Origin of the sequence: Pseudobacteroides cellulosolvens ATCC 35603 = DSM 2933 (assembly GCF_001262605.1) — a bacterium.
In the GTDB taxonomy this organism is placed as follows: domain Bacteria; phylum Bacillota; class Clostridia; order Acetivibrionales; family DSM-2933; genus Pseudobacteroides; species Pseudobacteroides cellulosolvens.
In genome coordinates this window covers 4,156,504-4,180,907 of record NZ_LGTC01000001.1, presented here as the reverse complement: position 1 = coordinate 4,180,907, position 24,404 = coordinate 4,156,504, and the positions used below count along the sequence as shown (strand labels likewise).

The following is a 24,404-nucleotide window of genomic DNA, read 5'->3' as shown; positions in this document are numbered from 1 at the left end:
TCATAATATAAAATATTTTATTCTAAAATTTAATAAATGTTTCCTAATAATGGGGTTTATATTTGCTTATTATCTCCTCAGCAATTCGTATTCCATCAACAGCAGCACTTACAATTCCTCCTGCATATCCGGCACCTTCACCGGCAGGGTAGAGGCCGGTAAAACCAATGGCCTCAAGTGTATCTGACCGAGGAATTCTTACAGGTGAGGAGGTTCGTGTTTCAACACCTGTCAAGATTGCATCTGCCATACCAAATCCATTAATTTTTTTGTCAAATACGCTTATAGATTCTTTCATGGGTGTTGTAACAAATTCTGGAAGGCATGAATTTATATCGCTTAATGTGGTATTTCCGGTATAGCTGGGTTTTACACTTCCATAGCCTTTTGAAGCACAGCCTTTTATAAAATCTCCCAGAAGCTGAACTGGTGCGGAATAATTTCTACCAGCTGTTTCGTAGGCAAGCTTTTCCCATTTTCTCTGGAAATGCATACCTGCTAATGGATGTGAATCTTCAAAATCGCTAGGCTCAACAGATACTACCAGAGCACTGTTGGCATTATCCCTGTCACGTTTATATTCGCTCATACCGTTTGTTACAATGGATTCAAGTTCTGAAGCAGAAGCAACTACAATGCCTCCAGGACACATGCAGAAAGAGTAAACTGTCCGGTTACCGATCTTGTGAAAAATCTGGTAATCTGCAGGCCCCAGTTTTGGTATTACATTAGCCTTACCGAATTGAGCCATGTTAATGACTTCCTGAGGGTGTTCAATCCGGACTCCAATCGAAAAAGGCTTTTGTAAAAACTGAATATTTTTATCAAGCAGCATTTGAAAGGTATCTCTGGCACTATGGCCAATGGAAAGTACCAAGATGTTTGTGTCTATTATGTTGTTACTGTTGTATTTGATTCCCTGGATAGAAGTGCCTTTAAACTCTATATCTGTCAGCTTAGAGCTGAATAATACCATGCCTCCAAGCTCTTCAATTCTTTTACGAATGTTTTTAACTACATCTTTAAGCACATCGGTACCTATATGAGGCTTATTTTTGTATAGTATTTCTTCGTGTGCTCCATTATTGTAAAACTCCTCTAAAACCTTGTTGCACCTTCGGTCATTAATTCTTGTTGTAAGCTTACCGTCAGAGAAGGTTCCGGCCCCTCCTTCACCAAACTGAACATTGGTTTCTGTAGAAAGTTTATTTTCTTTCCAGAAAAGGTTAACCAATTCGGTTCGCTTTTCAATGCTTTCGCCACGCTCAATAACAATAGGCTTAAAACCATTCTGTGCCAAAACCAGTGCCGCAAACATACCGGCAGGCCCAAAGCCAACAATTACAGGCTTTTTATTAAGTTGAATATTCCCTTGTAAAAGTGGGGGAGAAGGTGTTTCGTCAAGCTCTGTAATATCATTGCTGTAAGATAGCTTTATTTTTGAATAAGTTTCAACCAGTACTGTATACACAAGGGTTATACTGGGTTTTCGCCTTGCATCAACAGATTCTTTAATTATCTTAAAGCCCTTAATATCATTTGTTCCAAGCTTTAATTTTTTTGCTGCCTGATGCTTTATAAATTCTATATCGTCTTCAACTGATGTGCGTATGTTATTTATAATAAGTTTCATGTAGGCTCCTCTATAATTTCCTCAACCGATACTTCTATTTGGTAATTATCAGCGGGACGTACGTTTGCCGGGAGATTAAGGCTCAAAGGTACCTTATATGTCCCTGTAGGATTATCTGCAAGACCGGCAACATTTATACTAGGTTTCAAATTGTTTATATCAATATTCGCAAGGTCTGTAGTTTTTCCCTTCAGACTTATGGATATATTCTGAGGCATAATTGTATATCTTGACGATACACTGGTATTCGGGTAAATAACTGATATATTCTCACTGGAAATTGTAAGGTCCTTTTGGCCTTCTTTTTCAATAATGACATGTACATTAATATCAGTGCTGCCATCAACAGGACTTATATCTTTTGGAAGAAGTAGCTTGCTCTTTATGGTAGTGCTTGAAGTCATGTTGTTAATATTTACCGATTGAGCCTTTATTTCGTATAGGCTTGATAGAATATCAGGAGGACCGCTTACAAGAATTTTATCCGGGACTGCTTGAAGGTCGGAGTATACATAGTTCTTAGCAGGAACACCCTTAACATCAGGAATAACTTTTATCTCTTTAGCAACTTCAAACTGAATTTTGACTTTTACATTTCTCTTTACACTGCTGCTTATATCCTCACCTTTGTCATTATAAAACCTGCATTCCTTTTCTATTGTTAGATTTTTATCAAGATCACTAACATCAACTTCAGCCTTAACAGAGGCTATTGACTTAATAATTGAATCATTACCTTCAATGGGGACAGTATCGGGTATAACGTTGGTATTGATTAACTGGTAGTTTTTCTTTAAAACACCGCTGGTTTTTATGCCAACCTTAAAGGAGCTTTGAATTACCTTTTCAAGAGCTAGTGTGACTGTTTCGGGTTCTATAGTTAGAACTTGAATTTCCGGATTATTGGGTATGACTTTTATTTTAAGTTCCTTATCGGTTACTGAATTGATTTCCGACAAGTCTATTGTTGCTTTAAAGTCAAACTGACGCATAGCCTCAAGCTTATCTTTTCTTCCTCTAACAGTAAGCCGAACATTAGGAGGAATATTGGTATCTTTTAATCCTATTTTTTTGTTATCCAGGGAATTTTTATTCAGTATTTCAAGAGGAACGCTGACGCTGGTTGGATATATAGGATTGGAGTTTTTATCTACCACATTATACCATAGGGCAATCGCAAATATTATTGATATAATCTTAACGGTAATATCTTTTTTTAATAGTTCGTTCACTTGCTTTTCACCTTCCATAAACTCAGCTTCTTGTTTGGCGTCGTATCATCTAAAAGATTTTTATTTAATGCTTTCCTTAAGGTATCTGGAGTAAGATTTCTCGTAAGCCCGCCGTTTAATGCAAAAGATATTTTGCCAGTTTCTTCCGATACAACAACGGAAATGGAATCGGATACCTCTGTAATACCCAATGCAGCCCTATGCCTGGTACCTAGTTCTTTGCTAAGATTAGGGTTATCTGTAAGGGGTAAAAAGCAGGATGCAGATTTGATCTTGTGTTCACGTATGACCAAAGCACCATCATGAAGTGGTGTATTGGGTACAAATATATTGATTATAAGCTCAGCAGATATATTTGAGTTGAGCTGTATTCCCGAATTTATTATTTCACCTATCTTGGTCTCCCGCTCAATTACTATAAGAGCACCTGTGCTGGTTCTTGAGAGTTCGGTAACAGCCTTTACTATTTCTTCAATCATTGCAGTTGTCTGTATGCGTATACTGCTCTCCTCAAAATTAAGAAAGTCACTGAATTTGCTTCTTCCAATTGTCTCAAGTCCCCTTCTTAATTCAGGCTGAAAAAGAACAACAACAGCAATTGCCGTTATCTGTATTGCATTTGTTAAAATATAATTTACAGTATTTAGTTCAAGAACACTACTTAAATAGGAAACAACAACAATAAAGAGAAGACCTTTTATTAACTGCCAAGCACGTGTTTCCTTGACAAGAAGTATTGCTCTATAGATTACGTATGCTACTATTCCTATGTCAAATATTGCTCTAATAACATCTAAAGGGCTTTCAAAGCCAATATAATTAACTATGTTGTTTAAAAAACTATGGATGTCAAAATTAAAGATACCAGGCAAAAACTCCACATCCTTATAACAGTATAATCAAATGTAAGATTAATAATAATTTTATTATAGATTATACAATTTTTTTATTCAAGTTGTAAGGTTATTTCACATTGCAACACAAATTTCATATTCCTGTAACATTTTTGAAATATTTATATCGGATGGTGTTAAGAGCTAAGTAATGACTAAAGCATACTAAACATTGCCTAAATATACATAATTGAGATAATTGTCTGCAACATTCTTTACACTAATAAGTGTATCTTTAGGGGTAGGATTGATGTGGGACATTTTATAATTTGGAAAGAATCTTGATAGATGGAGGGGAATATCCCGGGAAATAGATGAAAGCCATTTAGAGAGTTCTTCAATTTCATCAATGGAGTCATTGAGATCAGGTATGACAAGGGTAGTTACCTCAACATGACAGTGCTTTGAAGCCAGTTCTACCGATTCTTTAACATTATCAAGGGTAGCACTGCATATATCCTTATAAAACCCGGAAGTAAAGGCTTTTACATCTATATTCATGGCATCTATCAATGGGAGGATATCTGAAAGCGGTTCGCGAGAAATAAACCCATTAGTTACAAGAACATTTGATAAACCTTCTTTTTTTGCCAATTGGCAGGTATCATAAACAAACTCATACCATATGGAAGGTTCGTTATAAGTGTATGCAATACCTATATTACCATTGTTTTTAAGTGACACAGCCTTGTCCACAAGTATTTGAGGAGTTATTTCAACAGTATCTGCATCTTCGTGGGCAATCGTCCAGTTTTGGCAGAATGAGCATTTTAGGTTGCATCCAAAGGAACCGGCAGATAATATCTTTGTACCGGGGTGAAATCTGTTTAATGGCTTCTTTTCTATTGGGTCAAGGGATAAAGAGGTAACTTTGCCATAATTTAATGAAAAAAGGTCACCGTCAATATTCTTTCTAGCTCTGCAAGCTCCTGTCATATGGGGTTTAATTACACAGTTGTGAGGACACAAAAAGCAGTGAACCTTTGAATCTTCTATTTTGTTGTAGTATCTTGCCTGTTTTCCATTATCGAAGCTCATTTGTGACGTATAACCTCAAACCTTTCAATTGAAAATTCTGATTTTGGATTTATTCCTGCTTTTCTAAGTGCGATGGATATCTGCTCTAATGGTGTATCCACACCTTCCAAATTAGGTAAAAGAAGCCCGGACCTTCTGCCTGAACGTACAATAACCCCATACCTGGCAGCATCTAATTCTTCCATAGAATTTACAGGCTCAGGGTCTTTAAGGACATCCACACTATATGTCAGGCTGTTTAGCTCACTTTCATTCACTTCATCAAATCTTGGGTCCTGAGTACCGGAACTGATTGCATTCTGAATAATTTCTAGAGCAATGTTAGGCATTGTTGGAGAAATAGTTCCAATACACCCTCGAAGTTCACCATCTTTTTTAATTGATACAAATGTCCCTGCAGAATCACGGATCATTTCAGCAGGTAAATCGTCAGGTACATCGATTATTTTACCTTCACGGACAAATGCTTCAAGGGCATTCTTAGCTACATTTACATAGGGGTCCATATTTGTATGTTTCTCCTTTTTAAGTAATTCTTCAATCATTTCGTACCAAATCTTGCAACACAATAGCCAATACCAAAAGGAGCTTCGTAGGAATACACCTGAGGTTTGACCTCAGAGCCCTCCAAAGCTCCAAACATAATAACAAATGAGCGTAAGCCGCACTCTGCGGCACCTTCACAAAGCTTTTCATCAATATTTAGAAGATCGTTATACTTAGAAGCACGAATGCTTTCTACGAGTAAATTGTCAAATTTACTTCCAAGAGGGCTTGACCCATATGGAGAATTCTCGTTGACACGGTGGGAAAGATCACCACTGGCAACAAAAACTACCCTTTCATCAGAATCTTTTACTGCAGAGGATATGCACTTTCCGAATTTATGCAGCATATCCAATGTAAAGCCTGCGATGGATATATGAATGAGAGAAAAACCCTGAAGCTCCTTGTTAATAAAATACAAAGGAACAAGGGCACCATGATCCAATTCATCGCTTAAACCATACCGGTCAAGGGTCTTTTTGTCCATGCCTCCTGCATCTATGCCCTCTTTATTGGCATTATGAATAATTTTATCTAAAAGCTGCAAATTATTTTCAAATTCAAGTCCTACATCCTTTCGACCAAACCTTGCAAAATTCCCAGACAGATTGCTATTAGTGGATAAATATAGATAATCCTGGAAAAATGGTCCGTGGGGTGTTGTAACTATAATGGTTGTAGGATTATCCTGTTTTATCTCACTTGAAGCTTTTCTGCATGAGTCTAGTGTCAAAATTGCATTGTTTTCGTCACCCTTTCCAACCTCGGGTATCAAAACCGGTGGATGAGGGAATATATAGGAACTTATGATACTGCCCATTGTTTAGTTTCCTCCCATTGAGAAAAATGGAGTAACAAGTAACACTACTGATGTTACAAAGAAAAATACCAGCGTTATTAATGCTATCATTCTTATTGCTTTTCTGCTCAACAAAATCACCACACTTATATTATTTGATTTTTTATATGGATTATATTCCTTCCATACTTTTTATTTTATATTAATTTTAATATATTTTAAATATTAAATTTTTTAAATTAGTTTTTAAAATTGCCTTAGTGCCATTTGTATGGTAAAGTGATTAGGTGTTATTGATAAATTTACATAAAAAAATAGAGATATAAGGGATGGACTATGGTTTTAAAAGGATTTCGTTTTGGGCTGATGCTGCAATTTGCTATAGGCCCGGTGTGTATATACATATTTAATACTGCTACCAATGGGGGATTCCTTCCGGCAGAAGCTGCCGTGCTTGCGGCTACATTAATGGACACTATATTTGTAACTCTTGCCATTTTGGGTATTGGTTCGCTTTTGGAAAAAGATGGTGTCAAAAAAGCATTGAAGTATTTTGGTACTGTAATTCTAATCTATTTTGGACTTGGAACTATTCTCGGGACTTTTGGCATAAAAATAATACCCACAATAGCTGGCAACAGTAATCTTTATGATACATCCAATGCGTTTGTAACCAGCTTTATTTTGACTGCCTCCAGCCCTTTATCAATACTTTTCTGGTCAGGTGTATTTGCCACAAAATTATCAAGTGAAGGCTTTAGTAAAAAGGAAATGAGGTTTTTCGGTGTTGGTGCGGTAATGGCTACTCTTGTTTTCTTAACTATATTTGCTGTCATTGTCAGCTTGCTTCATCCAATGATGAATCAGACAGTGGTGGATGTGATGAATGTTCTGGTAGGAATTATAATCATAGGATTTGGCCTTAAGATGCTGCTGAAGAAAGTGTAGGAAGGTTAATAAGGATAGTAGAAATGCCATCTTGAGTTACATTATCATGATGGCATTTTACTTTTATTAATATCCAGGAAATTATTAATATCTATGAAATTATGATTTATATCTATGTTTTATAATTCCCTTAACCAAAGCATCAATGTCTTCATAAGTGTTATATAGTCCAATTGAAGCCCTTAAAGTGCTGCTTAAACCAAAATGCTTCAGTACAGGCTGAGCACAGTGGTGACCTGCTCTTACGGCAATTCCTTCGCTATCTAAAAGCTCCGCCATTTTTTGAGGTGATACACCATCTAAAATGAACGATAGTACGCTGGTTTTGTTGTAAGCATTACCAATGGTATATGAACCTTTAATAGCTGAAAGGGCTTCCATAGCGTATTTTGTAAGTTCCTGCTCATGACATTCTATATTGTTCATCCCTATTTCTTCAATATAGTCAACAGCAGTGCCTAGTGCTACTGCATCAGCAATATTTCCTGTACCTGCTTCAAATTTGTATGGTAAGTCCATATACACGGTTTTATCAAAATCAACATCCTTTATCATACCGCCGCCGCCTTGCCAGGGAGGCATGCTATCAAGAAGAGCCTTTTTACCGTACAGGACACCGATGCCTGTTGGGCCGTACATCTTGTGACCGGATAATGTATAGAAGTCTGCATCCAGCTCACGGACATCAGTAGATAAATGTGGTGCAGCTTGTGCTCCATCCACAAGGACACATACACCGTGACTGTGTGCAATAGCCACAATCTCTCTTATGGGATTTATAGTACCCAAAACATTGGAAACCTGGGTTATAGCTACCATTTTGGTACGTGGTGAAAATAGCTTTTCATACTCTTCAAGAATTATCTCACCTTTATCATTGATTGGAATAGGCACAATTCTTGAACCCTTTTTATGGCACAGCATCTGCCATGGAACAATATTTGAGTGATGCTCCATCTGTGACACTAAAATTTCGTCTTGGCCATTGATTATCATATTGCCGTAGGTGTTTGCTACAAGGTTTATAGCTTCAGTTGCACCCTAAGAAAAATTATTTCTTCAGGTGAAGAAGATCCAATAAATTTCTGAACTTTTTTCCGTGCAGATTCATATTCTTCTGTGGCCTCTTTTGCCAATGTATGTGCCCCTCGGTGTACATTTGAGTTATACTCTTTATAATACCGATTTAATGATTCCGTGACACATAAAGGTTTCTGTGTGGTAGCAGCATTATCCAGCCAAACAAGGTTATAGCCGTTTATTTTTCTTTCGAGTATGGGAAAATCTTTACGAATATTGCGAATCTTAATATTTTGATCTCCCTCGGAAAATTTATTTTGTTTAAATGTGTTTTCACATTGCTGCTTTACAAAATAGTAATCAGCTTCGTTAATGGAATTGTGGTAATAATTATTCGCAATCATAATATTTACCCACCTCTACATTTTCCAACATGCCGATGGCATCGCTGCTCAATACTGCAGCAGAGAAATAAAGGCTTAGAATATATGATGATAAACCTTTCTGGTCAATTCCTGCAAATTTCATTGAAAGGCTGGGTATACCTGTTTCGTTTGGAATTCCAGGTTGATGTAGTCCGATGACACCCTGTTCTTTTTCGCCTGCCCGCAACAAAAGGATATTTGTACTGCCATGATAGGAATTGTGACAGCACTTTCCATTAACCATAAGCTTGTCGCAGGGAACTATGGGCACACCTCTCCATGTGACAAAAGGAGAACCGTAAATGTTAACGGTAGGCGGCGGCACTCCTCTTCTAGTACATTCTCTTCCAAAGGCTGCGATAGCTTTTGGGTGTGCCAGGAAGAAAGCAGGTTTTTTCCAAACCCTAGAAAGCAATTCATCCATATCATCCGGTGTAGGGCTTGAATCTTTAGGATGAACCTTCATGGATGGGCAGACATTGTTTAGAAGGCCAAAGTCTTTGTTATTAAGGATTTCCCACTCCTGTCTTTCCCTCATCGCTTCTATTGTCAATCTGACCTGTTCATCTAATTGATTTATTGGGCTGTTGAAAATATCGGTAACGTTAGAGTTGGTTTTTAAAATTGTCTGAATTAGGCTCAGAATATATTCTCTTGGGCTTTCTTCATAATCGGGATATGTATGAGGCAGCTCATATTCACCCATTTTACCGGACTTAATGCTTATTAGCTTCTCTTGGTTTTCGTTAACAGCTTTCTTTTTTGAAAGCCAGTATGTTACTGCATTATTAATGGATTCAGCCAGTTGAGGGGAATTATCCAAATGGCCTGTAAGTGCCCGTTTGTTAAGGGAAAATACTGTGCAAGGTGTAAGTGCTTTAATATAGATTGGCCTCATGGAATTGTTTACAAATGCATCCACGTTGGTGTAGTCACCTGATGAAAGTATGTCGATATTAAGCTTTTCGCCGCTTAAACCCTTGGTTGTAATTTCAATTTTTCCATTTGCCACAATTAGGAATTCATTTGATTCAGGTGCACCTTCACATATAAAATTGCCTGCATCAAATTCTTTTTTGTGGAAAAGTGAGGATAATGTATTCATTTTATCCATATCAATATTTTGGAAAAATGGGATTTGGGCCATTTGTTTCGGGCCAACTTGAATGTTACTATTATCAAAACTTATCATTTCAGGGTATATATCATGTTTTTTTATCTTGTTAACTTTGTAAACTCCAGCTTCTACAGGAACCCACGGCAGGAACTTTAGAAGCCAGCGAGGGGTTATTCCTTCCATCATGGGAATGGATTTGGTTGAATGGGATAAATTACGTGCAGTTTGGGAGTTAAGGCTGTGCTGTGTTATAATTGGGTTATCGAAATCCATTGCTATCACCTCATAAATTTATTTGATTAAGAATACATAATGTATTATTAATAGCATTATCAGTTTAATATATGAACCTCAATAATATAGAGTGAAGATTTAGTAAACTTTAATTTCTTCTCCGATAAAATAAGTAATTGAATTATGGACATCCATTAAATATAATATTAAGAGCATGACTTTTTAGACGGAGGATATGATGTATTACATACTTACAGCACTTTTAATTTTGGGAGTTTTAGCACTTACATATATGTGGTTTGAAGCTGGAAATTTGCAATTAAAAAGGATTAGGTTTACAAAAAGCAATAAAGGCCTTAAAATTATTCATCTCACTGATATCCACATAAATTTGCTGAGGGTGAAGCCGTACAAGATAAAAAATATAATTGATAAAGAATCGCCTGATCTTATACTAATGTCTGGAGATTATATTACGAGAGAATCGGATATTCCCCAATTCATACGATTTTTAAATGAAATTACGGGTAACAGCAAAGTATATATGTGCTTTGGAAATCACGATTATGAAGCCTTTTTGAGTGATAAAAAAGGTGGGTTTAACAGGTTTTTAACGGAAGTAGAGAAGCAAGGAGTCACTGTTTTGCATGATGACTGCGAGGTTTTTATAAAGGGTGGAGTAAAGTATAACATAATAGGAATTACAGACTATAGAAGGGGAGAGCACGACATTGATAAGGCTGTAAAAAATTGTGTAAAAGATGCTAAACTTAATATTGCAATCACTCATAACCCTGATGTAGTACTGGAGATACCCAAAGGAAAAATTGATTACCTTTTTTGCGGTCACTTCCATGGAGGGCAGATATGGATGCCCTTTGATTTGGAATTCAAGGTGCTCAGAAAGGAAAAACTCTGTAAAATGGGGATTAAGAGGGGGCATCATAGGTTAAATGGAGTTGATATTTATATAAGCAACGGGCTTGGTAATGTCTTGTTCCCACTAAGGTTTTTATCCAGACCGGAGATAACTGTTTTTTATGTGACTTAATAAGTCAACACATGAGCGAAATTTATAGCGGAAATTATTTTTTTGATCATGATTAATTAAGGAATGAATAAAATTTTACTGAATTCTGAATAATAAGCAGAAAGCCGAGGGCGAATAAATCATTCTTCCCCGGCTTTAATTTTTCTTTTATTCTTATTTGAGACGTGCTTCAAGCTTCTTCTTTTCTTCTTCGTATCCCGGTTTGCCTAAAAGTGCAAACATGTTCTTTTTATATTCTTCAACTCCAGGCTGGTTGAATGGGTTTACTCCCAAGAGGTAACCGCTTATACCGCAGGCCTTTTCAAAGAAGTAAACAAGGCTTCCAAAGCAGAACTCATTTAGTTCTGGAACTGTAAGGATGAGGTTTGGCACTCCGCCGTCAGTATGAGCTAAAAGTGTTCCTTCCATTGCTTTTTTATTTACAAAATCTACTTCCTTGCCTGTAAGGAAATTGAGACCGTCAACGTTAAGGGGATCTTCCTTAACTACAAGGCCTTTTTTTGGCTTTTCAACGTTTATAACTGTTTCAAAAATATTTCTCAAGCCATCTTGTATATATTGACCCATTGAATGGAGGTCAGTAGAGAAATCAACCCCAGCAGGGAAGATACCCTTCTGGTCCTTACCTTCACTTTCTCCGTAAAGCTGCTTCCACCATTCAGTCATGAAATGGAGTGATGGTTCATAATTTACTAATATTTCAATGGTTTTGTTCTTATTATAAAGAGCATTTCTTACTGCAGCGTATTTATAACAATCATTTTCCATAACATTTGTGTTTTTATATAAATCATAGGCAGCAGCAGCACCGGCCATAATTTCATCAATGTTGATACCTGCAGCAGCGATCGGTAAAAGTCCAACAGCTGTGAGAACAGAGAATCTTCCACCAACATCGTCGGGAACAACAAAGGTTTCATATTTTTCTTCAGTAGCTAGCTTCTTTAATGCTCCCTTGGCCTTGTCGGTAGTTGCATAAATTCTTTTTCTAGCTTCATCCTTGCCATATTTCTTTTCCATGTATTCCTTGAAGATTCTGAAAGCTAAGGCAGGCTCTGTAGTTGTACCGGATTTGGAGATAACATTAACTGAAATTTCCTTGCCGTCTATTAGCTCAAGAAGGTCTGATATGTATGTTGAGCTGATATTGTTTCCTACAAAATATATTTCAGGAGTCTTTCTTTTAGATTTGGGCAAATTGTTATAGAACGTATGTGACAAAACATCTATTGCAGCTTTTGCACCAAGGTATGAACCGCCTATACCTATTACTATGAGGGCATCGGAGTCGGACTTGATTTTTTCTGCTGCAGCTTTTATTCTTGAGAACTCTTCCTTATCGTAGTTTAATGGAAGATCAACCCATCCTAAAAAGTCATTTCCTGCACCTGTTTTATTGTGAAGCATATCGTGTGCAGATTGTACAAAAGGTATAAGGTTTTTAACCTCACTTTCATTAATAAAGCCAAGTGCTTTTGAATAATCGAATTGAATCTTTTGCATTTTTTAAACCTCCTATTGATTTTATCTAAAGTTTCAGTTTTAATAAATTTTTGTATGTATAAATACTGGTTTGCCATAGTTTAGCACAATTTATATAGCATTATAACAAAATCATTGGACAAAGTCCAACGTATATTGAAATAGGGTGTATTAAATTTTCGATGTCTTAAGAAATTATGGTGTAGAATACACCATAATTTCTCACGACAACAACCATAATATTTGTATATTTTGTTTTAATTATTCTCTAAGCTGTGCACCTAGAATATTCTTTAGGCCATCCAATATTTTAACCATTGTCTTGGCTACTTCCTCGTCGGTAAGAGTTCTGTCGTCAGCCCTGAAACTAATTGAGTAGGCAACGCTTTTCATTCCTTCAGGAACCTGTTTTCCCTTATATACATCGAATAATTTAAATTTTTCAAGGATTTTACCTGATCTCTGTTTTATTATATCCTCAATCTGTTTAACCAGTATTTCATCCTTTACCAGCATTGCAATGTCCCTTGTAACAGCGGGGAACTTGGGCAGAGGCTTATGGCTTGCTTTAAATGAGGCGTTTTTAACAAGGGGCTCTATGTCAATAATACCTATATAAGTCTTTTCAGGTACCTCGAAGTTCTCAGCAACTTCAGGGTGTATTTCTCCAATTAAGCCTGCAGATTTACCGTTTATCAAAAGCTCTGCAGTTCTTCCGGGATGATATGCTGCAAAATCCTTATGTGGTGCAAACTCGAATTTTTTAATACCAAGGGAAGAAAGAAGTTCTTCAACAATACCCTTTAAATCATAAAAATCTGCATTTCCGTACATGCCTAATGTCAAAACAGGCTTTTCAACAGGAAGCTCGGTAATCGGCAAACTTTGAGGAAGATATACTGTAGAAACTTCAAAAAGCCTTACCTCTTCAATTCTTCTGTTGTAGTTTGTGCTAATAACATCAAGCATTTCAGGGATAGTTGTCGTACGCATTACGCTGTAATCTTCACCAAGGGGATTTGTGATGACAACAGCTTTTCTCAACTCGCTGTCCGATGGAAGATTGATTCTGTCCCATACCTTGGGGCTTGTGAAGGAGTAAGTATAAACCTCAGAAAGCCCGCATGCAATCATTGTGTTTTTTATTACATCTTCAACTTTCTGCTTGAAGGTCTTTTTACCCTGGGTAGCTTCTTTACCCGAAAGCAGGGTAGGGGTTATGTTGTTATAATCATAGAATCTTGCAACTTCCTCATACACATCAGCTTCACTTTCAACATCTGGTCTAAAGCTGGGAACTGTAAGAGTCATAGTGCTTTCATCAACACCAAACTCCAGGCTTTTGAAAAGATTAATCATATAAGGAGTATCTATTGAGGTTCCTAAAAACTTATTTATTTTTTGAGGATTTAAGGGAAGCTTTCTAACCTCAGGCTTTTTCACATAACAATCAATTATGCCTTTGCAGACAGTTCCAGTGCCTAACATCTCAACCAACTGAACTGCTCTGTCAAGAGCTGTTATTACATTTTCAACATCAAGGCCTTTTTCAAAGCGGGATGATGCTTCAGTACGAAGGCCAAGCTTTTTACCTGTAAGCCTTACTGAGATTCCATGGAAATTTGCAGATTCAAAAAGGATGGTTTTGGTGCTTTCATCGACTTCTGAATTTGCACCACCCATTACACCGGCGACAGCAACAGGCCTTTTGCCATCTGCTATAACCAGCATTGACGAATCCAGGCTTCTTTCCTGATCATCCAGGGTATGCATCATTTCACCGTCAACTGCTCTTCTTACTATGATCTTTTTGTCCTGCAGCTTTTCAAGATCAAAGGCATGCATTGGCTGGCCAAGTTCCAGCATAACATAGTTTGTGATATCAACAATATTGTTGATTGATCTGACTCCTGCTGCTTTTAACCTGTCTCTAAGCCATTTGGGGGAGGGTCCTATCTTTACGTCCTTCACAACCCTAGCTGCGTATCTTGGACATAGGTCAGGGTCTTTTATTTCAACAGATGCATATTTGTGAGCGTCATCGCCTTCTTCTTTTACTGTGATTTCAGGCTTTTTAAATTTGCTTCCAAGGGTTACTGCGGATTCTCTTGCCAACCCAACAATACTGAAGCAGTCAGGCCTGTTTGAAGTTATTTCAAACTCGACGGTTGTTTCATTAATGCCCAATACTTCTTTTATATCTTTACCCAGGGGAAGGTCCTTTTGAAGTATGAAAATTCCGTTTTCTGCAGCTTCAGGGAATTCTTCCTTTGTCACGTTAAGTTCGCCTATTGAACACATCATCCCGCAAGATTCAATTCCTCTTAATTTTCCTTTTGATATTTTTTTATCTCCAGGAAGAGTTGCTCCTACAAGAGCTACAGGAATGTAGTCTCCCAGGCTTATATTCTGGGCACCTGTGACAACCTGTATAACTTCATTTCCCACATCAACCTTGGTAACCTGAAGTTTATCGGCATCTGGATGTTTTTCTATAGATAGGATCTTACCTACTACAACCTTTGTAATATCCTCGCCTGCAACTTCGATGCCTTCAACCTTCGAACCGGAAAGTGTAAGTGCATTTGCATAATCTTTCGGGGTTACATTTATATCAACATAATCTTTTAACCAACTAAGCGGTGCTTTCATTTTTGTATCTCCCTTCTTCCATTAATATATAATTACTAAAACTGATTTAAAAATCTTATATCATTTTCATAAAACAGCCTTAAATCATCTATGTTAAATCTGCCCATTGCAGTTCTTTCAACCCCTATACCGAAGGCAAATCCGCTGTATACATCAGGATCTATGCCGCATCTCTCCAAAACTCTAGGGTGTACCATTCCGGCACCTAAAACTTCAATCCAGCCTTCATTCTTACATATTCTGCAACCGCTTCCTCCGCAGGCCCAGCAGGACACATCGACTTCTGCACTAGGCTCTGTAAATGGGAAGTGGTGTGGTCTTAAGCGAATTTTTGTCTGCTCGCCGAAGAGGCTTTTTGCAAAAACCTGCAATGTACCAATAAGGTCACTCATTGTTACGCCTTTGTCTACAACAAGTCCTTCTATCTGATGGAAGATAGGGGAGTGGGTAGCGTCAACAGCATCTGAACGATATACTCTACCGGGGCTCAATATCTTAATAGGAGGCTTTTTATTCTCCATTACCCTTATTTGTACAGGTGAAGTTTGCGGCCTCAGAACAATTTGCTCATTGATATAGAAGGTATCCTGAGTATCTCTTGCAGGGTGGCCTTTAGGGATATTCAGAGCTTCAAAGGAGTAATAATCCAACTCCACTTCAGGACCTTCTGCAATTTCATAGCCCATTCCTATAAATATGTCTTTGATTTCGTCAGTTACAAGGCTTAGAGGATGTTTTTTGCCAAGGTTCTTGCGTTTTCCCGGAATAGTTACGTCAATAACTTCATTCTGAAGCTTTTGAGCCCTATCTTTTTTAATGAGCTGTGAGTTTGTTTCATCAATTTTGCTTTCAATAAATGCTCTTACTTCATTGGCAAGTTGGCCTATTACTGGGCGTTCCTCGGCAGAGAGTGCACCCATTCCTCTTAAAACCCCGGTCAATTCACCCTTTTTACCTAAATATTTAACCCTGAGGGCTTCAAGATCTTGAATAGACTGAACACTTAAAAGTTCCTTATCTGCTTGATCTTTAATGCTATTTAGCTGTTCTCTCATTTTTTATATTCCTCCTTTAACAGATGGTTAATCTGTATTATTTCTTCTTAGACATAAAAAAACCTCATCCCAAAAAGGGACGAAGGTATTCTCCGCGGTACCACCCAAGTTTTCACCAAATCTTAAGGTAAACACTCATTACTTTAACGGGTTTGCTCCGGCATCTCCTACTATATAGTAACAACTAAAATAAAACTTAAAAGTAACATTAGTCATTCCTCTGTTCAAAGATGCAGCTCCAGAGGGAACTTCAACGGTTTGTCTCATAGAGATACTTTCAGCCGCCGATATCTCTTCTCTTAAATCGACTTTGTCCGTTTACTTTACTCTATCACAGCTTTTGACAATTTTTAATATTATAACACAAACTTAAATAATGTTCAATGGAAAAAAATGTTTTTATAGGATAATTCATATATGATATAATTTATAGCGGCCAAATTCTGTTCATTGAATGGAATTAATAATTAAATTCATGGTTAACATATAATAATGTTTTTTATAAGTAAAAGTAATTAAGGAATGGAGCGTAGGTTATGAAAAATTTTCTTTTTATATCTGATTTTGACGGTACACTGACTGATGAAGACTTCTACTATATTATTATGAAAAAATTCCTGGGTGATAAAGGCCGGGAGATTTATAGAGATTGGACCAATGGTAAAATGACAGTATTTGAGTTTCTTAAAACAATATTTGGATCTACAAATGAAAGTGAAGAGGAAATTATAAAGGCTGTTATGGACATAAAGTTTGATACATATGCAAAGGATTTGATAAAGAGCATTGAAGAAGCAAACGGTGAATTTATGATACTTAGTGCAGGATGTAGTTACTACATTCATAAGCTTCTTGAGCATTTGGATATTAAGAATATAAAGGTTATAACAAATAATGGGGTTTATGAAGACGGGAAAATAAATATGACTGCTGACAAAAACAGTCCGTTCTATTCAGAGACTTATGGGGTAGATAAGGCATTGGTTGCGGAACATTATAAAAGCATGTATCCCAAGTTATATTATGCCGGTGACAGTGAGCCTGATTTTAGAGCTTCTAGAAAAGCTGATATTGTTTTTGCCAGGGGACATCTGCAGAAAATGCTTAGAGATTCCGGAGATGATTTTGTAGCCGTAGAAAACTTTAATGAAGTGGGATTATATTTAAATCAAATGGGAGTGATTAAATATGAAAGCAGGAAGTAACAAGATATCTATCCCTGCAATACTGGAAGTGGGCAAGGGAAACCTGTCGTATATCGGTGCACTCATTGAAAAGTCGGGATTTTCCAACATAGTTTTGTTTTTAGGCCAGGGAATCAATGATATGTTTGGCGAAAAGATACGGCAATCATTTAAATTCCAGTCTACAAAGATTGTAAAAACTATAGAAAACGATAATATTGATATAAACAACATTATCAATACGGCTTTTTCCATACCAGCAGAGGCTGATGTTATTGTTGGAATAGGAGGGGGTAAAGCTCTTGATGTGGCAAAGTACTGCAGCTTTCTAAAAAAGCTTCCATTTATCAGTGTGCCGACTTCAGCATCAAATGATGGGTATTCCAGCTCAAGTTGTTCTTTGATTATTGAGGGCAAACGTACTACTGTGAATGCGGTTATGCCTTATGGAATTGTTGTTGATATAGACGTAATAAAAGAAGCACCTGAAAAGTATATTTTCTCAGGAATCGGCGATCTGGTTTCGAAGATTACAGCTGTATATGATTGGGAGTTTGAAGAGAAGAACGGCAAAGGAAAAGTAGATGACTTTGCAGTTATGATTGCAAAGAAGTCGGTAAACAGTTTTGTAAGAACTCAATTTAATAGTATCAGAGAAGATTTTTTTATTAAAGAATTGGTAGATTCCCTGACTATGAGCGGTATTGCTGTAGAAATTGCTCAGACATCAGCCCCTGCCAGCGGAAGTGAACACCTTATTTCACATGCCTTGGATAAAATTCTTGATGTGCCCAAACTCCACGGACTTCAGGTTGGTGTCGCTACTTACCTTATGGCTAAGGTTCAGGAACACCGTTATGAGCGAGTAACCAAAGTATTCAGGGATACAGGCTTCTTTGAGCATGTAAAAACCCATGCCATAAAAGCAAGTGACCTTGAAAAAGCTATTGATTTGGCACCATCCATAAAGCCTAACAGATATACATATATCCATATAGATGAATACAGGCAAAAAGCAAAAAAATTGCTGCAAGAAGATGAAATTTTAAAGGATATATTAGTGTAAAAAGAATGCAAAATTTAGAGATATAACAATAGAAAAGCTGCTGGTAAAACTAAACTTTAGTCATTCCTAAGTTTTACCGGCAGCTTTCGTTATATTTGATAGCGTATAAATGATTAAGACTTTGACTCAACAAAGGCACGTGCATTATCTATTGATTTCTGCACACTTTCTCTTGCTGGGCCTCCAGGCAGCTTTCTTTCAGAAACGCACTTTTTAAGGCTGATCTCTTCATAAATATCACCTTGTATTGATTCTGAAAACTCTTTAAACTCATCCATAGTAAGCTGATCGATTGATTTGTCGTTCTGGATGCAGTAAAGTACCATTTTACCTATAATCTCATGTGCTGTTCTAAAAGGAATACCTTTTTTTACCAGATAATCAGCAATATCTGTTGCATTGGTAAATCCTCCCTGTGCAGCTTTCAGCATGTTTCCACTTTTTACCTTGATAGTAGCAAGCATATTGGTAAAAACGTTAAGGCACATTTTTACAGTGTCAATACTGTCGAATATTCCTTCCTTATCTTCCTGCATGTCTTTATTGTAAGCTAAAGGAAGTGACTTCATAACTGTCAGTATTGACATAAGGCTCCCATAAACCCTTCCTGCCTTACCTCGAACCAACTCGGCAACATCGGGGTTCTTTTTCTGCGGCATTATACTGCTTCCGGTACTATATGCATCGTCCATTTCTATAAATCCGAACTCATAGGATGACCATAGAATAAGTTCTTCGGAGAATCTGCTCAAATGCATCATAATTATGGACAGACATGATGCCAATTCAATTACAAAATCCCTGTCACTTACTCCGTCAAGGCTGTTTTCAGTAATGGAATCAAAACCCAATTCCCTAGCAACCATATCTCTGTCAAGGGGATATGTGGTACCCGCTAGTGCACCTGAACCAAGAGGCATCACATTAGTTCTTTTATAGCAGTCATAAAGCCTTTCTACATCTCTTCTAAACATCTGGAAGTAGGCCATCAGATGGTGTGCAAAGGTTATAGGCTGTGCACGTTGGAGATGGGTATAACCGGGCATTATTGTATCAAGGTTCTCCTCAGCGAGCTTAATAATGGTATTTAAAAGGACAACAATAAGACTATCCAACTCGTCCATTTCACTTTTTAAATACATTCTTATATCAAGAGCAACCTGATCGTTTCTGCTTCTTCCGGTATGTAGCTTCTTTCCGACATCACCGATTCTTTCAATTAGAATTTTCTCAACATTCATATGAATATCTTCAGCATCTGTTTCAAATTCAATTTGCCCGTTATCAATATCCGATAATATTTCAAAAAGAGTTTTTTGTATAAGTTCAGAGTCTTGAGGTGGTATAATACCACAGCTACCAAGCATTTTTGCATGGGTAATACTTCCTATTATGTCCTGCTTATACATTCTGCTGTCAAATCTTATTGATGAATGAAAGTCATCAACAATCTTGTCAGTATTTTTTTGGAATCTACCGCCCCAAAGCTTTGGCATTTGTTTTTCACTCCTATGTTTATTATTCAATGTAAGAATACTATAAAAATCTATTAATTAACCCTTTTTCTTGGATTTGGAGCTGCTGCTCTTTTTCTTTTCTACACTTTTAGCAGAGGCCTTAGCTGAGCTCTTAGCTGCACTTTTTGCTTTGTCCTTGCTTTTATCCGATGCCTTAGCTGCACTTTTTGATTCTTTAGTTTTCTTGCTTTTAGTATCACCATTCTCGACATTTTGTTTCATCAATGCACTTACTTTCATAGGAAGACCAAAGAGGTTAATAAATCCTTCAGCATCTTTTTGGTTATATACCTCATCTCTGCTGAATGTTGAGAGTTCTTCATTATATAATGAATATGGTGATTTTGCTCCGGCAGGCATGCAGTTACCTTTGTACAGCTTCATTCTTACTGTTCCGGTAACGTTTTCCTGAGTCTTGTCCACAAAAGCTGATAAAGCTTCTCTTAATGGCGTATACCATTGTCCGAAATAAACCAACTCGGCAAATCTCTGAGAAATAAGATCCTTGTAGTGGAGTGTATCTCTGTCAAGGCACAAAAGCTCAAGCTCTCTGTGTGCAGCATAGAGGATAGTTCCGCCTGGGGTTTCATATACGCCTCTTGATTTCATACCAACTAAACGGTTTTCAACCATATCTACAATACCGATACCGTTTTCACCGCCAATTTTATTGAGTACTTCGATGAGTTCTACGGGCTTGTACTTAACTCCGTTTACCTTCATCGGAACCCCTTTTTCAAAGTAAACTTCAACATAAGCAGGCTTATCTGGAGCCTTTTCAGGTGGAACCATAAGCTTTAATATTTTGTCATATTGAGGCTCGTTCCATGGATCTTCAAGATCCTGGCCTTCGTGGCTTAAATGCCACAAATTTCTATCCATACTATAGTTGTCTTTTTTGGAAACAGGGATTGGAATATTTCTTTCTAATGCGTAATCAATAGCATCTTCTCTAGATCTTATATCCCAAATTCTCCAAGGAGCTATTATTTTAAGATGGGGTGCCAATGCTTTTACAGTAAGCTCAAATCTTACCTGGTCGTTACCTTTGCCGGTTGCACCGTGTGCAATAGCTGTAGCCCCTTCTTTTAGAGCTATTTCAATCATTCTTTTTGCTATTATAGGTCTTGCAAACGATGTTCCAAGCAGGTATTTGCCCTCATACACAGCATTTGCTTTAATTGTCGGAAAGATAAAATCTGTAACGAATTCTTCCTTTAAATCTTCAATATAGATTTTACTTGCACCTGTTTTAATAGCTTTTTCATTAAGTGGATCAAGTTCTTCTCCTTGACCAACATCAGCAGCCATAGCTATAACTTCATAATCATAATTTTCTTTAAGCCATGGTATTATGATTGATGTATCTAATCCGCCCGAATAAGCGAGAATTACCTTTTCTTTCTTGCTCATACCAAATCCTCCTCTTATATGTTACAATGTATTTATTATTTTAATGTTTAATATTATACAATAGACTGTATAAATATGCAATAAAACATAGGATTTATCAAAAGGAGTTGTTTGATTTTGGTTATTATGGGGATTGACCCTGGAGTTGCAATAACGGGATATGGTATAGTAAAATATGAAGGGAACAAATTTTCGGTTATTGATTATGGTGCAGCTATAACAGAAGCAAATGTTGCACTTCCCAAAAGGCTCCTTAAGTTAAACGGTATACTGGAAGATTTGATTATAAAGAACAAACCTGATTTTGTTGCTGTAGAAGAATTGTTTTTTAATAAGAATATAAAAACGGCATTAACTGTTGGTCATGGCAGGGGTGCTGCACTTCTTGCTGCTGCCAGGCTGGGTGTTGAAGTTTTTGAATATACACCTCTTCAGGTAAAGCAGGCTGTAGCGGGATATGGGCGTGCCGAGAAATCCCAGGTACAGCAGATGGTAAAGATTATATTAAATCTTGATGCCATACCGAAGCCTGACGATGTGGCAGATGCATTGGCTATAGCCATTTGTCATGGACATTCTTACAATATGTTAAGGCATAAATGAAAAATTACTTCGGCTTTCTACGCGGCTGGTCGTTTAGCTTTGCTAAACTGCTCGCCATGCATCCTGGATGTTGACGAGTTAAGTCAACACAAGAGGCAAATCTATAGCGGAAGTTATTTTTCGATCATGACTAAGCAGGCTATAGGGAATTGATACAATAATATGGTTTTTGAAAGGGAAAAACATGATTGCATATATTAAGGGAACTTTAGAGATTAAAAGTAACGATTATATGATTGTAGATGTAAATGGAATAGGCTACAGGATAAATACATCCATTACCAGCATAGAAAAGGCAGGTGCCATTGGTGATGGGGTAAAGGTATATACTCACCTTTATGTTAGAGAAGATATTATGAGTCTATACGGCTTTATAACAAGGGAAGAGCTGAATTTGTTCGAGATGCTGATATCTGTCTCAGGCGTAGGACCTAAAGCTGCTTTGGCTGTAATTTCGTCGGTCCCGGTTACCAAGTTTGGATTGGCTGTTATAACAGATGATGTCAAGGCTCTTACAAAGGCTCCAGGAATAGGTAACAAGATGGCTCAGAGAATAATACTGGAATTGAAAGATAAGATAAAGAAAGAACAGTTGGTAGAGACAGCTGTGGGGGACACTGGATTAGAAGGCGGCAGAAGTGATAACGGAAGGGCTGGTGAAGCTATAAGTGCACTTATCGTATTGGGGTATACGCCTTTAGAAGCAAGTAAAGCTGTAAATTCAGTATATTCGGAAGAGATGGATTTAGAATCTATAGTAAAAAATGCATTAAAGAGTCTCATGAGATAATTTAAGGAATGAAGAATGGTTTATACTTTCATAAGACTCATGGAAAATGTTTTACAATAATTTAAAGAAGTAAAAATGGTTATTGCAAAACTTATAGATAGGAGATATATAATGGAAGAGGAAAGATTGGTTGGCTGTGAGTCGCGTATTGAGGATTATGACGAAGTAGGCTTAAGGCCGAGGAAACTTCATGAATATATAGGGCAAAATAAAGTCAAGGAAAATCTCAAGGTGTTTATAGAGGCTTCCAAGCAGAGAAATGAGGCATTGGACCATGTCTTGTTATATGGCCCTCCAGGTCTTGGAAAAACTACTCTTGCAGGCATAATTGCTTCCGAGTTGGGAGTAAATATAAGGATAACATCAGGACCGGCTATAGAAAAACCCGGGGATTTGGCAGCAATCCTAACCAACCTTGGAAATTTTGATGTGCTTTTTATAGATGAGATACACAGAATCAATAGAAGCGTTGAAGAGATTCTGTATCCTGCAATGGAGGATTATGCACTGGATATAATAATTGGAAAAGGTCCAAGTGCCAGATCCATAAGGCTTGACTTGCCTAAGTTTACACTTATCGGTGCTACAACGAGGGCTGGACTTCTTACTTCACCATTGAGGGACAGATTTGGTGTTATAAACAGACTGGAGATGTATACCATTGATGAACTGATGCTTATTGTAAAGAGGTCGGCAGGTATACTTGGAATGGGTATTGATGAGGATGGTGCGAGAGAAATAGCTTCAAGATCAAGAGGAACACCAAGGATAGCAAACAGAATTTTAAAAAGAGTCAGGGATTTTGCACAGGTTAAGGCAGATGGTTATATAAGCAGGGATGTTGCACAGATGGGGCTTGATGCATTGGAAATTGACCCTATCGGATTGGATGGAGTTGACAGGAATATGCTTCTTTCAATTATAAACAAGTTCGGCGGAGGACCGGTAGGACTTGATACATTAGCTGCATCAATCGGTGAAGAAGCGGATACCATAGAGGATGTTTATGAACCCTACTTATTGCAGCTTGGGTTTATAAATAAAACACCGAGAGGACGGATGGCAACCAGGCTTGCTTATGATCACTTCGGAATAAAGGAATGAGGAGATTTAAATGAAATTGTTATTGCACATGTGTTGTGCACCATGTTCAGTGTATCCGATAAGCGTAATAAGGGATGATAATATTAGTTTTGAAGGAATTTTCTTTAATCCCAACATACATCCACAGGAAGAATTTGAACGAAGAAAAGAAAATGTAGGCATTCTAGCACATACTTTGAATTTTCCTGTAGCATATTTTGATGATTTTATGCAGCAGAATTGGGAAGAATTCAAGGGAAATGACGAAGAAAGGTGCTTTTTTTGCTATAGCATAAGGCTCCACAAGGTTGCTGCTTATGCTGCTGAAAATGGGTTTGACAGTTTTACAACTACTCTATTGGTAAGCCCATATCAAAAACATGACCTTATAAAGGAGCTTGGGGAAAAGGCTGCACAAAAATATGGCATAGGTTTTTATTACAGGGACTTCAGGCCAGGTTTCAGGCAAGGCCAGCAGCAGGCGAAGGAAATGGGGCTTTATAGACAGAAATTTTGTGGATGTATAGTATCATATGAGGATGCTAAAAGCAGGAATAAAAAAACTTGATATTTGAAGTATATAATAATTCATCTCTACTTTTACATTTATGTTACAAATTTAT

19 protein-coding genes, 2 pseudogenes and 1 other annotated feature are annotated in these 24,404 nt (G+C 37.3%); of the genes and pseudogenes, 8 read left to right on the top strand and 13 right to left on the bottom strand.

Annotation, left to right across the window (positions count from 1 at the left end):
* Positions 1–43: 43 nt before the first annotated feature.
* From Bccel_RS17045 to amrB, 6 genes are all read right to left on the bottom strand, one after another.
* Positions 44–1,633, bottom strand: a complete 1,590-nt coding sequence (locus Bccel_RS17045; RefSeq protein WP_036938412.1) for an NAD(P)/FAD-dependent oxidoreductase — start codon at positions 1,631–1,633, stop codon at positions 44–46.
* Positions 1,630–2,865, bottom strand: a complete 1,236-nt coding sequence (locus tag Bccel_RS17040) for a CdaR family protein (RefSeq protein WP_162181896.1) — start codon at positions 2,863–2,865, stop codon at positions 1,630–1,632. The genes Bccel_RS17045 and Bccel_RS17040 overlap by 4 nt, the downstream gene beginning before the upstream one ends.
* Positions 2,862–3,737, bottom strand: a complete 876-nt coding sequence (cdaA, locus tag Bccel_RS17035; protein WP_457920554.1) for a diadenylate cyclase CdaA — start codon at positions 3,735–3,737, stop codon at positions 2,862–2,864. Before cdaA ends, Bccel_RS17040 begins: the two co-directional genes overlap by 4 nt.
* A 186-nt stretch (positions 3,738–3,923) precedes the next feature.
* Positions 3,924–4,796 (bottom strand): AmmeMemoRadiSam system radical SAM enzyme, encoded by an 873-nt coding sequence (gene amrS / locus Bccel_RS17030; RefSeq protein WP_036938407.1) that lies wholly within the window; start codon positions 4,794–4,796, stop codon positions 3,924–3,926.
* The gene (amrA, locus tag Bccel_RS31635) at positions 4,793–5,341 is read right to left on the bottom strand and encodes an AmmeMemoRadiSam system protein A (RefSeq protein ID WP_242853074.1); all 549 of its coding nucleotides are present in this window, start codon (positions 5,339–5,341) and stop codon (positions 4,793–4,795) included. Before amrA ends, amrS begins: the two co-directional genes overlap by 4 nt.
* A complete protein-coding gene (gene amrB, locus Bccel_RS31630) occupies positions 5,338–6,162 on the bottom strand; it encodes an AmmeMemoRadiSam system protein B (protein ID WP_242853073.1) in 825 nt (274 codons plus the stop codon). Before amrB ends, amrA begins: the two co-directional genes overlap by 4 nt.
* 315 nt (positions 6,163–6,477) lie before the next feature.
* Between amrB and Bccel_RS17020 the strand changes: the two genes are divergently transcribed.
* On the top strand, positions 6,478–7,089 hold the full coding sequence (locus tag Bccel_RS17020) for a LysE family translocator (protein WP_036938405.1): 612 nt from the start codon (positions 6,478–6,480) through the stop codon (positions 7,087–7,089).
* Between the two features lie 99 nt (positions 7,090–7,188).
* Here the strand turns inward: Bccel_RS17020 and Bccel_RS17015 are convergent.
* Together Bccel_RS17015 and Bccel_RS17010 are read right to left on the bottom strand one after the other, a co-directional pair.
* A pseudogene (locus Bccel_RS17015) lies at positions 7,189–8,513 on the bottom strand (SufS family cysteine desulfurase).
* Positions 8,500–9,924, bottom strand: a complete 1,425-nt coding sequence (locus Bccel_RS17010; protein WP_036938402.1) for a family 2B encapsulin nanocompartment shell protein — start codon at positions 9,922–9,924, stop codon at positions 8,500–8,502. The pseudogene Bccel_RS17015 and the gene Bccel_RS17010 overlap by 14 nt, the downstream one beginning before the upstream one ends.
* A 196-nt stretch (positions 9,925–10,120) precedes the next feature.
* On the opposite strand from Bccel_RS17010, the gene Bccel_RS17005 reads away from it, so the two are divergent.
* Positions 10,121–10,936 carry a metallophosphoesterase gene (locus Bccel_RS17005; protein ID WP_036938400.1) on the top strand — a complete coding sequence of 272 codons (816 nt, stop codon included), beginning with the start codon at positions 10,121–10,123 and terminating at the stop codon, positions 10,934–10,936.
* A 153-nt stretch (positions 10,937–11,089) separates the two neighbouring features.
* Here Bccel_RS17005 and Bccel_RS17000 read toward each other — a convergent pair whose 3' ends face one another.
* The 3 genes from Bccel_RS17000 to pheS form a co-directional block, all read right to left on the bottom strand.
* Complete coding sequence (locus Bccel_RS17000; protein ID WP_036938397.1) at positions 11,090–12,439, bottom strand: glucose-6-phosphate isomerase; 1,350 nt, start codon at positions 12,437–12,439, stop codon at positions 11,090–11,092.
* Between the two features lie 240 nt (positions 12,440–12,679).
* A complete protein-coding gene (pheT, locus tag Bccel_RS16995; protein WP_036938394.1) occupies positions 12,680–15,070 on the bottom strand; it encodes a phenylalanine--tRNA ligase subunit beta in 2,391 nt (796 codons plus the stop codon).
* A 35-nt stretch (positions 15,071–15,105) separates the two neighbouring features.
* Positions 15,106–16,125: a phenylalanine--tRNA ligase subunit alpha gene (pheS, locus tag Bccel_RS16990; protein ID WP_036938393.1), complete on the bottom strand. Its 1,020-nt coding sequence runs from the start codon at positions 16,123–16,125 to the stop codon at positions 15,106–15,108.
* Between the two features lie 72 nt (positions 16,126–16,197).
* Positions 16,198–16,469 (bottom strand) — a binding site (T-box leader).
* Positions 16,470–16,661: 192 nt separating this feature from the next.
* Here pheS and Bccel_RS16985 point away from each other — a divergent pair.
* Positions 16,662–17,330 (top strand): MtnX-like HAD-IB family phosphatase, encoded by a 669-nt coding sequence (locus Bccel_RS16985; protein WP_036938390.1) that lies wholly within the window; start codon positions 16,662–16,664, stop codon positions 17,328–17,330.
* Entirely contained in the window at positions 17,314–18,375 is a 1,062-nt protein-coding gene (locus Bccel_RS16980) for an iron-containing alcohol dehydrogenase family protein (protein WP_036938388.1), read from the top strand. Before Bccel_RS16985 ends, Bccel_RS16980 begins: the two co-directional genes overlap by 17 nt.
* A 113-nt stretch (positions 18,376–18,488) precedes the next feature.
* Here Bccel_RS16980 and argH read toward each other — a convergent pair whose 3' ends face one another.
* Both argH and Bccel_RS16970 read right to left on the bottom strand, forming a co-directional pair.
* Positions 18,489–19,871, bottom strand: a complete 1,383-nt coding sequence (gene argH / locus Bccel_RS16975) for an argininosuccinate lyase (protein ID WP_036938386.1) — start codon at positions 19,869–19,871, stop codon at positions 18,489–18,491.
* A gap of 234 nt (positions 19,872–20,105) precedes the next feature.
* Positions 20,106–21,305, bottom strand: a pseudogene (locus tag Bccel_RS16970) (argininosuccinate synthase); the annotation flags it as partial.
* A 117-nt stretch (positions 21,306–21,422) separates the two neighbouring features.
* On the opposite strand from Bccel_RS16970, the gene ruvC reads away from it, so the two are divergent.
* The 4 genes from ruvC (at position 21,423) to Bccel_RS16950 (ending at position 24,349) form a co-directional block, all read left to right on the top strand.
* Positions 21,423–21,908, top strand: a complete 486-nt coding sequence (gene ruvC, locus Bccel_RS16965) for a crossover junction endodeoxyribonuclease RuvC (protein ID WP_036938383.1) — start codon at positions 21,423–21,425, stop codon at positions 21,906–21,908.
* 184 nt (positions 21,909–22,092) lie between these two features.
* Entirely contained in the window at positions 22,093–22,698 is a 606-nt protein-coding gene (ruvA, locus tag Bccel_RS16960) for a Holliday junction branch migration protein RuvA (protein WP_036938380.1), read from the top strand.
* A 111-nt stretch (positions 22,699–22,809) separates the two neighbouring features.
* Entirely contained in the window at positions 22,810–23,802 is a 993-nt protein-coding gene (gene ruvB / locus Bccel_RS16955; protein WP_036938378.1) for a Holliday junction branch migration DNA helicase RuvB, read from the top strand.
* 10 nt (positions 23,803–23,812) lie between these two features.
* Positions 23,813–24,349 carry an epoxyqueuosine reductase QueH gene (locus tag Bccel_RS16950; RefSeq protein WP_036938376.1) on the top strand — a complete coding sequence of 179 codons (537 nt, stop codon included), beginning with the start codon at positions 23,813–23,815 and terminating at the stop codon, positions 24,347–24,349.
* The last annotated feature ends 55 nt before the right edge of the window (positions 24,350–24,404 follow it).